The organism is Pseudomonas sp. HP_12, from assembly GCF_055283955.1.
The window spans coordinates 40,711-53,686 of sequence record NZ_JBTOQG010000022.1 but is presented as its reverse complement, the minus strand read 5'-3'; the positions used below and the strand labels follow the sequence as shown (position 1 = coordinate 53,686).

The following is a 12,976-nucleotide window of genomic DNA, read 5'->3' as shown; positions in this document are numbered from 1 at the left end:
CAGTTGTTAAAGAGCGGGTGGTTAAGATCTTTCGTCTCAACCGAGGCGCGCATTCTACAGCGTCTCTTGTTTCTGTCAAGCGGTTATTTTAAGAAGTTTTCAAAGTTTCCTCATCAACTTCAACCACTTGCGCTTCGTTCGACTTAACGTCTCACGTCAGCGGGAGGCGAATTCTACAGCGTTACAATCTGCTGTCAACTGCCTTTTTCACCGCTGTCGATTCAAGCATCTGAACCGAAGCATCCCTCGCTGCTTACTTCGTCCAACTCGTTGATTATCAAGGAGTTTTCCGTTTCGTCTGCGCCGGAAGTGGCGCAAATTATAGACAGATCCAGAGGGGCGTCAAGCACTTATTTCAACAGACAGAACAATCACTGATATTTGGCGCCTTTGCTGCTTAACAGACCGCTATCCATGGGTTCTTATAGGAGCGTTGCGCTTCTTTAACCGCTCTCTATAGGGATCCAGAAAGCAGCCGCTCGCACGGCCATCGGCGTGATACACGATGTCACTGGCATTTGTCTCACTATTGAGCGATGTTTAGCCGGCGCGCCTTGACATGGTGCCGCCCCTCCACATGGACGTGACCGTTGGTGGCAGCATGCGAATTCTGGATAGTCACTGACCGCAACGTGTTGGTCAGGTAAGGATATGAATGAAGTACTTTTTAATGGCACTGGCAGCATTGGCGGTCGCTGGATGCGCAGCGACGTCTAAACCGGTCATGGGTAAACGCGGCATCCACATCAATTGCTCGGGCCTGTCGTCCTCGTGGGAGCAGTGCTATGACATGGCGACCAACTCCTGCGTATCCAAGCAGTATCGTGTGATCGCCAAGTCCGGTGACGGCGCCGAAGACACGGGGGGCTATCCGCTCGGTCTGAATCCGGCTGGCTATACCAGCCGCAGCATGATCATCATCTGCAAGAAGCCGACTAACCCCTAGTCGGCTACCGACAGCGCATCCACCTGCTGACACAGCAGGTCATGGCTGGCGTCCACCACGCGTTGCTGGAGCTCGGGCGTCGCCATCATTCGCGCGACCGTCAGAGCACCAACGCACTGAGCAATGGCTGCCCACGCCAGATCTTCGTCCCCCAGCACTTCAGCCCATGCCTTTTGTAATTCGCACAACCAGTGCTCGGCGCGCAGACGAGCCGGTCCTTCTGCGCGGGCAATTTCGGCGCCCAATGCAGGAATGACACATCCACCCGCAGGATTCTGTACATGCGCCAGTGTCAGGTAATGCCGTAGACACTGCTTGATTCGGTCCCTGGTCAGCGACTCATCGCCACCGAGTAACGCCAGGCTGCGGGTCAACTCGCGCTCAACCACCGCCTGAAACAACGCATCCTTCGAAGAGAAGTGACTATAGAAAGCTCCTCCGGTGAGCCCGACGGCTTTCATCAGACTGTCCACCCCCATGGGCGCGAAGCCTTTCTCTTTCACCAGAGCGGCGCTGCTGTCGAGCATGGCGCGTCGGGTTTGCTCTTTATGGTCGACCGAGTAGCGCATTGTTCCCCCCCCCTTTTACTTAAGTAAGTGCCTTGACGCTCTCGCGACCCTAGCATAACGTCCGTTAAGTAAACGATCGTTTAATAAAGGTATCGTGATGACCATTACATTGAATAACAAGAAGGTCGTTCTGGTTGTGGGTGCAGGCGACGCGACAGGAGGCGCGATTGCCAGACGCTTCGCCCGGGAGGGTTACGTGGCGTGTGTCACTCGCAGGAGCGCCGACAAACTTCAGCCTCTGGTGGACTCGATTCGGCAGAGTGGCGGCGAAGCCCACGGGTTCGCCTCGGACGCGCGCAAGGAAGATGACGTGGTGGCGCTGATTGAGCGGATCGAGACTGAGATAGGCCCGATCGAGGCCTTCGTTTTCAATATCGGCGCCAACGTGCCCTGCAGCATTCTCGAAGAGACGGCGCGCAAGTACTTCAAGATTTGGGAGATGGCGTGCTTCTCCGGATTTCTGAACGCCCGGGAGGTCGCCCTTCGTATGGCCAAACGCAAACGCGGCACCCTTCTGTTCACCGGGGCGACTGCAGGCCTGCGCGGCGCTGCCAATTTCGCGGCCTTCGCCGGCGCCAAGCACGGGCTACGGGCATTGGCGCAAAGCATGGCCCGTGAACTGGGGCCGATGAACATCCACGTGGCTCATGTGGTGGTGGATGGCGCGATCGACACTGACTTCATCCGCACTCAGTTTCCCGAACGCTACGCGCTCAAGGATGAGGACGGCATTCTCGACCCTGAACACATCGCAGAAAATTACTGGTATCTGCACAGCCAGCCCCGGGACGCATGGACGTTCGAGCTGGACCTGCGCCCCTGGAACGAACGCTGGTAAGCCCCTGCGTCAGCGAATCACATGGGCGCACGCCCGCATCTATATAAGAAGAAGGAATGCAATGATGAGCCGAAGCGTGGAGTTTTACTTCGATGTGGGCAGCCCGACCAGTTACCTGGCCTACACCCAGTTGCGGAAGATCTGCGACGAGACGTCAGCGACCCTGATCTATCGGCCCATCTTGCTGGGCGCAGTGTTCAAGGCGACAGGCAATGCGTCGCCCAACGACGTGCCTGCCAAAGCGCGTTACTCCATCAAGGATCTGGCGCGCTTCGCCAAGCGCTATCAGGTTCCCCTCACCTTCAACCCTCACTTCCCGATCAACACGCTCAGCCTGATGCGCGCGTTGACTGCTGCGCAGATGCTCCAGCCACAACGGTTCATTGAATTGCTGGAAATCACTTTCAGGGCGATGTGGGTAGACGCGCTGGACTTGAACGACCCTGGGGTGTTGTCAGCGGCCCTCACAAGGTCTGGCTTTGATCCGGCAGAAATCCTTGGCTGGGTCAGCAACCCCAGCGTCAAAGACCAGCTGAAAGTCAATACCGAAGAAGCCGTTGCACGAGGCGTGTTTGGCGCCCCGAGCATGTTCGTCGACGACGAGCTCTATTTCGGTCAGGACCGACTCGATTTCGTCCGGGAAGCGCTAACCGAATAACCTGCCTGTAATGCCACCGCCAGAGGAGACGGTGGGGTTCAGGGTCAAACCGCCGCTGTCCGACCTTCCAGCCAAGCCAACGCGGCGCCCTCCACGAGTGGACTGAGGCGCTGCCTGACCTGGGCGTGGTATTCGTTCAGCCATTCACGCTCCTCTTGGGTCAGCAGGCCGATTTCCAGGCAGCGCGTGTCTATCGGACAAAGCGTGAGTGTCTCGAACTTGAGAAACTCGCCGAACTCGGTCTTGCCCGCCTCCTGATTGATCACCAGGTTTTCAATGCGCACGCCCCACTGCCCCGGCCGATACGTCCCCGGCTCGATCGACGTGATCATCCCCGGCTGCATCGCGGTTTGCGGCGTGGCGGCGGCTTGATAGGCAATCACCTGCGGGCCTTCGTGCACGTTCAGGAAATAGCCGACGCCGTGACCGGTGCCGTGCCCGTAATTGACGCCCTCGGCCCAGATCGGGGCGCGAGCGATGGAGTCGAGCAGCGGCGAAAGAATGCCCCGCGGAAAGTGCGCACGGGACAACGCGATGACGCCCTTCAAAACGCGCGTGCAGTCACGCTTCTGTTCAGCGGTCGGCGTGCCGATGGGCACCATGCGGGTGATATCGGTCGTGCCGCCCAGGTATTGGCCGCCGGAGTCGATCAGCAGCAAGCCGTCACCCTCAATTTGCGCGTGCTCTTCTTCGGTGGCGCGGTAGTGAGGCATCGCCCCGTTACCGTTGAAGCCGGCAATGGTGGCGAAACTCTGGGACACGTAGCCCGGCCGACGGGCCCGCGCCGCGCTGAGTTTCTCGTCGATGGTCAGCTCGCTGACGGGCTCTTTGCCCAGCGCTGAATCCAGCCAGGCGAAGAATTCGCACAGCGCCGCGCCATCCTGCTCCATCGCCTGACGGATGTGCCGGGTATCAGCAGCGCTTTTCTGCGATTTGAACAGGGTCGTCGGGTTCAAGCCTTCGACCAGCGTCACTTCGCTGTCGAGATAGTCCAGCAGGCCACAGGTGACCCGCGCCGGATCCACCAGCAACCGCGCGTCCTTGGGCACGTTGCGCAGCGCAGTGCCGATGCGGGTGTATTCATGCAGGGTGATGCCGTTTTGCTCCAGGGTGCTGCGCAGTCCGGCGTCGACTTTCTCTGATGCGACAAACAGGTTGATGCTGTTCGGGCCGATCAGGGCGAAGGAGATGAACACCGGGTTGTAGGAGACGTCGGCGCCACGCAGATTAAACAGCCAGGCGATGTCGTCCAGGGTGGCGAGAAAATGCCAATCCGCGCCGCGCTCGGCCATCACCGTGCGCAACCGAGTGAGTTTGTCCGTGCGGCTTTCGGTGGCGTGGGGCGCGGCGTGCTCATAGATTGCCTGGGCCGGCAACGCAGGGCGGTCGCTCCACAACTCCGTCAGAGGGTCGAGGTCGGTGCGAAGGCGCGCGCCTTTTTCGTACAGATTGGCAGCCAGCGTGCGCGACGACGCCACGGCCAACACCGCGCCATCCACCGCGACGACGGAATCCGCCTTGGCCTGCTCGGCGAGCCATTCAAGTGGGCCGTTCTGGCCGGGCTGCAGCTTGACCAACTCGATGCCGCTGCCTGCGAGCTCCTTACTCGCCTGCTCCCAGTAACGGCTGTCTGCCCAGAGGCCGGCGAAGTCCTGGGTGATGATCAAGGTGCCGACGGAACCGTGGAAGCCGGACAGCCACTGCCGCCCTTGCCAGTAACCCGGCAGATATTCAGAGAGATGAGGGTCGGCCGACGGCACCAGCCAGGCGTCGATGCCCTCACGGCTCATCAGGGCGCGCGCCTGCGCGAGGCGTTGCATCGCCACTCCAGTGGTTTTCGACTGCGTATTCATTGAATCTCCTGGTGACCCGAATTGTTTGCGTCGCAGACCCGGATAATGGAGCAGCGATCAAGGCTGAGCAACCGCAGCGCCGCATCCACCCTTGGCCGCAGTAATGACGCGCCGGGGCCACTGCATGGCGCACTGATGAAGTCTTCGGTCATATCAACCACCTCACCCACTTTGATGTATATATAACCGAACACAGTTCTATCTATAAAACCGCAACACCACCGTGATCGCTTAATTACAAACTTACCTCTCACTTGATTAGTTACCCCTCCGCATAAGTACGCGTATATGACGGGATTCAATAATCGAGCGCCATAAAACCGTTACCCCCCATCCGCGCCCAAGTTCTGACGTTGGAAAAACGTCTTCCCGGTAATTTTCGATAGCCAAACAGGGGGTCTCCGGCAGTGCCTAAAAAGCGTCGCGCACCACGACAGGGCAGTGATGTTTTATTGACTCTTTTTAAAATCAATCACTTACGCATGCCAACGATCCGCTTATCAAAAAATTAACAGAATGATGGCGAAATAATTTGACAGAAACTCTGCCTCCGCCGATATATAGGCACGTCCAATGTTTTCCTGTTTTTGCAGTGCGGCCCTAGAGCCGTGCGCCGAGAGCATTCCGACTTAATTACCCTAAGACTGCCCAAAAAGTTGACGATTCAAACGGTGTGAAATCAGCGCCCGTGGGCAGTTTTTGGTTCAAAGAAAGGTTTTTTCGAATTGCTGAATGTGCTCGGTGGGGCGGTAGCTTTGCCCAACGCTTTTGTCAGCCAGTGCTGAATGAAGTCACCGTTTGAATGCACGCCTAATTAGTACAACGGCAGGATCTGCAGATTCGGGCGGTAGCGTGCCTGAAGCGCAATTAACCCCCTGCCCTGCACTCCTCACTCTCAACGAGGGCCTGATGCAATGCCTTTATCTTTCGACATGGATGAGCAGCTGGTTCAGCGACTGGCTGACGAAATCGATACCAACGGCTTTGCAAAACTGAACGCGGCCGTGCCTGACACGGACCTGCAGCAGTTGCGGGCCTGGACTGACGAACAGGCGCAGAAACACCAGGGCGAATACTTTGCCTACCACGGTGAAGCGGCACTGAGCGAAAGCCTGCTGGCGAGTTACTGGTCCGACCCGCGCTTCAAGACGCTGCTCGGTCGCCTCTATAAGCATGCGGCCCGCCGCGACGCTGCCAGTGACCGCATTTTCCCGGTGCTGCGCTGCGTGCAGGGCAATCAGGGCAAGCGCGAATCCAACAGTTTCCACTACGACGCCAGCCTGGTGACCGCACTGATCCCGGTGTTCATCCCCAGTGAAGGCGAAGGACGCGGCGATCTGATGCTGTTTCCGAATATCCGCCGGGTGCGCTCATGGGTGCTGTTCAACGTGATCGAGAAGGCCCTGCTGCAGAACAAGATCACCCGCGGCTGGATCATCAAGGGCATGCAGCGCAACTGGCTCAAGCCGTATGTCCTGCGCCTGGAGCCGGGCAGCGTTTATTTCTTCTGGGGTTATCGCAGCCTGCACGCCAATCAGGCCTGCCGACCGGACGTGAAGCGCGCCACCGCCCTCTTCCACTTCGGCGACCCCCATGCAGGCAGCCTGGCCACCCGGTTGATCCTGAAAATCAATCAGGGCCGTGCGCGACGGATGAGCAGCAAGGCAGGCAGCCCGCCGCCGGCATCCACCCCCAATTGATTTCGCTCGAACCTGGCGTTGGCGGCCTGGCCTCAGACCGGCGCAACCGCATCACTGCCCAGAAAGCATTTTTTAAAAGCTTTGCATCTGAAATGGAGAATTCGATGATCAACGTCACCAAGACTTACCTGGGCGATATCGACAAGTTCAAGGGCTACGTCGAGGGCATTTATGCGCGCGGCTGGCTGACCAACCACGGGCCGCTGGTGTGCGAGCTCGAACAACGCCTCAAAGACTACCTGGGCGTCAAGCACGTCATTCTTACCAACAACGGCACCCTCGCCCTGCAGGTCGCCTATCGCGCACTGGGCCTGAGCGGCAGCGCAGTGACCACGCCGTTCAGCTTTGTCGCCACCAGCAGTTCGCTGCAGTGGGAAGGCATTCGCCCGATCTTCGCCGACATCGACGCGCAGACCTGGAACATTTCGCCCGACCACATCGAGAGCCGCATCGTCTCCGACACCACCGCCATTGTCGGCACCCACGTCTTCGGCAACCCGTGCGCCGTTGAACGCATCGAAGAAATCGCCCGTCGGCGCAATCTGAAAGTCGTGTACGACGGCGCCCATGCCTTCGCCGTGCGTCACGCCGGCCAGTCGGTGCTCAACTGGGGCGACGTCAGCACACTGAGTTTTCACGCCACCAAGCTGTTTCACACCATCGAAGGCGGCGCGATCATCACCAACGATGACGAAACGGCGCGCCGGGTTCACCTGCTGTGCAACTTCGGCATCGTTGACGTCGACAAGATCGACGGCATCGGCATCAACGCCAAGCTCAACGAATTCTCCGCCGCGATGGGCCTGTGCATTCTCGACGACATCGAGAACATTCTTCAGGAACGCGCTGAAATCGCTGACCGCTACACCACCCGTCTGGGCGATTACGTCGATCTGCAGCGGCCGGAAAGCAACAGCGAACTCAACCACAGCTATTACCCGATCGCCCTGCGCGACGAACAACAACTGCTGCGTTTGCGTTCGGCGCTGAACACCAATGGGATCAACCCGCGCCGCTACTTCTATCCGTCGCTGGACACCCTTGAATACCTGCAGCCGCAAGCGGCACAAACCGCCTCTCGTTCACTGAGCGAGCGCGTGTTGTGCCTGCCGATTTACCCGGGCCTGCTGCGCGACGATCAGGACCGCGTCATTCAGACGGTGATCGCTGAAACCCGCACCGCCCACTCGCCGTACCGTGTGCCGTCCCTCGCGCAGGTCATGTAACGCCATCACGCCATTCACCTAGATTCGCCGGAAGGACTTTCGATGCCAACCAAGCGCTCAGTCATACGCAACACTGCGTTGAGCTATGCAGGCCAGGCCTACACGCTGCTCGTAGGGATCCTGATCATGCCGTTCTACCTCGGCCACATGGGCGCCGAGGCATATGGGCTGATCGGGTTCTTCTCGGTGCTGCAAGCCTGGCTGCAATTGCTGGACGCAGGGTTGTCGCCGAGTCTGGTCAGGGCGGTGGCGCATCGACAAGGCAGCGACGGACTGGACCGCTACACCGGTCGCCTGCTGCGTTCGTTCGAGATCATCTTCCTGCCACTGGCGGGTTTCTGCTGCGTGGCGATGTATGCCGGCAGCGAGTGGATTGCCGTGCACTGGCTCAATGCCCAAGAGCTGTCGACGCAGACCGTGGTGCAGTGCATCGCGCTGATGGGCATCGTCATCGCCCTGCGCTTGTTTTCGACGCTCTATAAAAGCGGGATTCAAGGCCTTGAGCAGCATGCATGGCTGAACATCGCCAACGTGATCATCGCCACGCTGCGCTACTTCGGCGGGCTGCTGCTGGTGAGCACGATCTCCAACGACCCGGTGCACTTCTTCGAATTCCAGGCGCTGGTGGGCTTGATCGAAGCGTTGATCTTCGCCGCCCGTGCCTATCAGCAGATGCGGAGGCCGTCGCCGCTGACCGGTTTCGACTGGGATCTGGTCAAGCCGATCATCCCGTTCGCGGCCAGCATGTCCGGCACCGCGGTGCTGTGGATCGTGCTGACCCAGATCGACAAGGTGCTGCTGTCCGAGCTGCTGCCACTTAATGAATACGGTTATTTCTCGCTGGTGGCACTGATCACCACCGGGATCATGATGCTCTCCAACCCGCTGGCGCAGACGCTACTGCCGCGCCTCACGGTGTTGATGGCAGAAGGGCGCCGGGATGACATGCATCAGCTGTACCTGGCGGCCAACCGGTTTGTGTGCACGTTCCTGTTTCCCCTCGCGGCACTGATCGCGCTGCACGCCGACGAGATGGTGTTTGCCTGGTCGGGTGATCGCCCTGCCGCCGAGTGGAGCCGGACGATTCTGCCGTGGTACTCCCTGGGCAGCGCCATCATGGCGGTCAGCGCGTTCCAGTTTTATCTGCAATACGCCTACGGGCGCATGCACCTGCACGTCTGGTACAGCATTGTTTCGGCGCTGATCACCGTGCCGGTGATGTTTCTGGCGATTCGCGGCTATGGCGCTTACGGCGCGGCGATTGCCTGGTTCGTGTTACGGGTGGTGTCCTTCGCCATCTGGCCGGTCATCGTCCACCAACGTTTGGCTCCGGGCATTCACAGCCAATGGCTGCGCGACATCATCCGCATCAGCGTGATGACCGGCGTGGGTCTGGCGATCACCGAGCCGTTGCTGCGGCTGATCGCCACTGACAACCGCATCAGCGTCTTCCTGGGGCTGGCCGTCAGCGGCCTGCTCACGCTGCTGATTGTGGCCGCCAGCTACAAGCCGCTGGTGATGAAGATTTCCGTTCTGTTCAGCAAACCCAGTGTTTAACTCCGAGTACCCAAGCCATGGATGCTATTAGCAATAAGACGAGCTCTTCGCCGTCCGCCGCGCCCTTGGTCAGCATCGTCTGTCCAGCCTACAACCAGGAAGCCTACGTAGCGCAGACGCTGGAAGGCTTTCTGATGCAGCAAACCACGTTCGCCTTCGAAATCCTGGTGAACGACGATGCCTCCACGGACGGCACCGCTCGCATCATTGCCGATTACGTCAAACGCTTCCCGACGCTGATCCGCCCCTTCTATCACGAGACGAATCAGTACTCGCAGAACAACCCGCCGGTGCCGGGTCTGTTCGGCGAAGCCCGGGGCCGCTACATCGCCTACTGCGAGGGCGACGATTACTGGACTGACCCGCGCAAGCTGCAGATTCAGGTGGATTTTCTCGAGAACAATCCGGATTACGTGCTGACCTACCACGACGCGATCCCCTTCGACATCAGCGGCCAATACCCGATTCAGCTGCAAGGCAAGCTGCGCGGGGATGCCACGGCGCTAGAGCTGCAGAAAGCGCGGCCGGTGTCGACGCTGACCACGGTGTTCCGCAACGTCTTCGATTCGTTGCCGCCCGAGCTGCGCGCCGCGCCGCTCAACGATCTGGTCTGGTGGTCGCTGCTCGGTGCCTACGGCAAGGGCAAATTCATGGGTGAGGTCAAGCCGGCCATGTACCGGTTGCACCCAGGCGGCGTGTTTTCCATGCGCTCCAACAAACGCAAATTGCACATGGCGCTGCAGACCTCGGGCGCCCTGGCCAACTACTACAACCGGCTCGGTCATCAGGAACTCTATGAGCATTTCCTGATGGAGCTGGTCGAGTACTCGCTGTCGGCGATCACCCCGAAACGCAAGATGCAGACGCTCCTGGCGGTCGGGCAGAACTTCAGCTCCAACATCAGCAAGAGACTGATGACGACCCTCAGCAAAGGTCATGTTCAATAACGTACTGGTGGTCTGCGTCGGCAATATCTGTCGCAGCCCCATGGCCGAAGCCCTGTTCCGACAGCGCGTGCCGAACGCGCGCATCCAGATCTCGTCGGCCGGCACCCACGCCATGCTCAGCTCCACTATCGATCCGCTGGCCCAGGCCGTTCTGCAGGTCAACGGCGTCCTCGCCCACAAACATCGAAGCCGTCAGATCGATCGGCAGATGCTCCACGAAGCAGAGCTGATTCTGGTCATGGAGCATCGTCAGACCCAGAGCGTCCTCAAGCTGGCCCCCGAGGTACGCGGCAAGACGTTTCTGATTGGCAAATGGCAACAAGCGCTGGAAATCGCCGATCCCTATCGGCGCCCGAAACTAGCCTTTGAACAGACCTACGAGCAGCTTTCGCGTTGTGTCGACGACTGGCTTCCTTATCTTCAGTCAGGAGATCCAAGATAAATGACCGCTATGAACCGTACTTCTCTGGACGAGGTCCAGGACTCCCGGATCGATTTGGCGACTATCTTGCGCACACTTTTCGATCACAAAGGATTGATTGCGTCGATTGTCGGCATCTGCGTCCTGCTCGGCGCCACCTACGCCATTCTCGCCACGCCGATCTTCCAGGCCAACGCGATGATTCAGATCGAGCCGCGCAAAGTCGGCATCGAGGGCCGCACCGAAGTCTCCAGCAAGCCGCTGTCGGTTTCCCAGGCGACCACCGAAATCGAGCTGATCAAATCCCGCGCAGTGCTGGGCAAGGTCGTTGATCACCTCAAGCTGTACATCGTGCAGAAGCCCAAATACATCCCGGGGCTGGGCAGCTACATGGCGCGTCGGTTCAAGCCGGAGCGTGAAGGCGCGCTGGCCGATCCGATGTTCGGCCTGAACAGCTACGCCTGGGGCGGCGAGAAAATCGACATCTTCCAGCTGGAGGTGCCGGACGCGCTGCTGGGCGAAAAGATGACCATGGTGGCGGGCAAGCCTGGCACCTTTACCCTGTATGACGAAGACCGCAACAAACTGCTCAGCGGCCCAGTCGGTCAGACCGTCGAAGGCAGCGGCATCACCCTCCAGGTGGCTGCGCTCAATGCACGTCCGGGCACCGAGTTCACCGTCGTGCGTCAACGCACCCTGACCGCTGCGCTGGATTATCAGGACCGTCTGAAAATCATGGAAGCGGGCAAGGATTCCGGGATCGTCTACCTGTCGATTCAGGACCCGGACCCGGCACTGGCCAAGCGCATCCTCAACGAAGTCAGCCGCCTGTATGTGCGCCAGAACGTCGAGCGCAGTTCGGCTGAAGCCGCCCAGCGTCTGGAATTCCTGCGTTCGCAATTGCCTGCCGTGCGCAAGCAGCTGGAACAGTCGGAAATCGCGCTGAACAACTTCCAGATGGGCGCCAAGTCGGTTGACCTGAGCGTTGAAACCAAATCAGTTCTGGATCAGGTGGTCAAGCTGGAAGGCACCCTGTCGGACCTGAAAATGAAGCGCGTCGACGTCGAGCGTCTGTACACGCCGGAGCATCCGACCTACCGCGCCCTGATGACTCAGATCGGCCAGGTTGAATCCCAGAAAGCCGCGCTGCTGAAGAAGATCGAAGCCCTGCCGGCCACGCAACAAGAGTTGCTGCGTCTGAACCGTGACATGCAGGTCACCTCGCAGACCTACACCCTGTTGCTGGACAAGAGTCAGGAGCAGGACATTCTGCGCGCCGGCAGCATCGGCAACGTCCGCATCATCGACAACGCCGACGCCAACGTCGAAGAGCCGGTCAAGCCGATGCGCAAAATCATCGTGCTGGTCGCCGCCCTGATCGGCCTGCTGCTGGCCGTTGCCACCGTGTTTGTACGCCAGGCGTTCTATCGCGGCGTGGACAACCCGGAAGTCATCGAAAACCTCGGCATGCCAGTGTACGCCTCGCTGCCGTATTCGCGACTGCAGGAGCGCATGGAAAAGGCCGCCCAGAGCCGTTCGGCGAGCAGGGAGCCACGCCTGCTGAGCGTCAGCGCGCCGACGGAGCTGGCGATCGAAGCGTTGCGCAGCCTGCGCACCAGCCTGCACTTCGCCATGCTCGAAGCCCGCAACAACGTGCTGATGATTTCCAGCCCGACGCCGGGCGTGGGCAAGTCGTTCGTCTCCAGCAACCTGGCGGTGATCATTGCCCAGACCGGCAAACGCGTGTTGCTGATCGACGCCGACATGCGCAAAGGCTACCTGCACAAGATGTTCAACCTGACGCCCAAGCACGGTTTGTCGGACACCCTCGCTGCGCGTCTGGGCAGCAAAGAAGTCATCAACCACACCGAAGTGCGCAACCTGGATTTCATCTCCTGCGGTTACGCGGCGCCAAACCCGTCCGAGCTGTTGATGCACGACAACTTCAACAAAATGATCAGCGAGCTGTCGCCGCTGTATGACCTGGTGATCATCGACACCCCACCGATTCTGGCCGTGACCGATGCCACGCTGGTCGGCCGCCAGTCCGGCACCTGCCTGCTGGTGACCCGCTTCGGCCTGAGCACCGCCAAGGAAATCGAAGCGTGCAAACGCCGCCTGATGCACAACGGCATTCTGATCAAGGGTGCGATCTTCAACGGTGTCCTGCGCAAGGCGTCGACCGCCGACTACGACTGCGCCGCTTACGGTTACGACTACACCACGGTCCGCAAGTAAATCGACATGCACGCCAAGGAGAC

Annotated in this window: 11 protein-coding genes; 9 read left to right on the top strand and 2 right to left on the bottom strand. The window is 59.6% G+C overall.

Annotation, left to right across the window (positions count from 1 at the left end; genetic code table 11):
* Positions 1 to 655 precede the first annotated feature (655 nt).
* Positions 656 to 946, top strand: coding sequence for a hypothetical protein (locus ACYASU_RS15250; RefSeq protein WP_192173997.1), 291 nt, complete (start codon positions 656 to 658; stop codon positions 944 to 946).
* Here the strand turns inward: ACYASU_RS15250 and ACYASU_RS15245 are convergent.
* Positions 943 to 1,515 (bottom strand): TetR/AcrR family transcriptional regulator, encoded by a 573-nt coding sequence (locus ACYASU_RS15245; RefSeq protein WP_282372462.1) that lies wholly within the window; start codon positions 1,513 to 1,515, stop codon positions 943 to 945. The two genes, ACYASU_RS15250 and ACYASU_RS15245, sit on opposite strands and share 4 nt — an antisense overlap.
* Before the next feature lie 97 nt (positions 1,516 to 1,612).
* On the opposite strand from ACYASU_RS15245, the gene ACYASU_RS15240 reads away from it, so the two are divergent.
* Together ACYASU_RS15240 and ACYASU_RS15235 are read left to right on the top strand one after the other, a co-directional pair.
* Positions 1,613 to 2,353: an SDR family oxidoreductase gene (locus tag ACYASU_RS15240; RefSeq protein ID WP_463583275.1), complete on the top strand. Its 741-nt coding sequence runs from the start codon at positions 1,613 to 1,615 to the stop codon at positions 2,351 to 2,353.
* 64 nt (positions 2,354 to 2,417) lie between these two features.
* The gene (locus ACYASU_RS15235) at positions 2,418 to 3,011 is read left to right on the top strand and encodes a DsbA family protein (RefSeq protein ID WP_463583274.1); all 594 of its coding nucleotides are present in this window, start codon (positions 2,418 to 2,420) and stop codon (positions 3,009 to 3,011) included.
* 44 nt (positions 3,012 to 3,055) lie between these two features.
* Here ACYASU_RS15235 and ACYASU_RS15230 read toward each other — a convergent pair whose 3' ends face one another.
* Positions 3,056 to 4,864 carry an aminopeptidase P family protein gene (locus ACYASU_RS15230; protein ID WP_463583273.1) on the bottom strand — a complete coding sequence of 603 codons (1,809 nt, stop codon included), beginning with the start codon at positions 4,862 to 4,864 and terminating at the stop codon, positions 3,056 to 3,058.
* A 914-nt stretch (positions 4,865 to 5,778) separates the two neighbouring features.
* Between ACYASU_RS15230 and ACYASU_RS15225 the strand changes: the two genes are divergently transcribed.
* The 6 genes from ACYASU_RS15225 (at position 5,779) to ACYASU_RS15200 (ending at position 12,953) form a co-directional block, all read left to right on the top strand.
* Entirely contained in the window at positions 5,779 to 6,564 is a 786-nt protein-coding gene (locus ACYASU_RS15225; RefSeq protein WP_282372458.1) for a hypothetical protein, read from the top strand.
* A gap of 104 nt (positions 6,565 to 6,668) precedes the next feature.
* Complete coding sequence (locus ACYASU_RS15220) at positions 6,669 to 7,790, top strand: DegT/DnrJ/EryC1/StrS family aminotransferase (protein ID WP_282372457.1); 1,122 nt, start codon at positions 6,669 to 6,671, stop codon at positions 7,788 to 7,790.
* 42 nt (positions 7,791 to 7,832) lie between these two features.
* Positions 7,833 to 9,347, top strand: coding sequence for a lipopolysaccharide biosynthesis protein (locus tag ACYASU_RS15215; protein WP_463583272.1), 1,515 nt, complete (start codon positions 7,833 to 7,835; stop codon positions 9,345 to 9,347).
* 17 nt (positions 9,348 to 9,364) lie between these two features.
* Positions 9,365 to 10,294 carry a glycosyltransferase family 2 protein gene (locus ACYASU_RS15210; RefSeq protein WP_192174005.1) on the top strand — a complete coding sequence of 310 codons (930 nt, stop codon included), beginning with the start codon at positions 9,365 to 9,367 and terminating at the stop codon, positions 10,292 to 10,294.
* Entirely contained in the window at positions 10,284 to 10,736 is a 453-nt protein-coding gene (locus ACYASU_RS15205; RefSeq protein ID WP_192174006.1) for a low molecular weight protein-tyrosine-phosphatase, read from the top strand. The genes ACYASU_RS15210 and ACYASU_RS15205 overlap by 11 nt, the downstream gene beginning before the upstream one ends.
* Positions 10,737 to 12,953: a polysaccharide biosynthesis tyrosine autokinase gene (locus tag ACYASU_RS15200; protein ID WP_463583271.1), complete on the top strand. Its 2,217-nt coding sequence runs from the start codon at positions 10,737 to 10,739 to the stop codon at positions 12,951 to 12,953.
* The last annotated feature ends 23 nt before the right edge of the window (positions 12,954 to 12,976 follow it).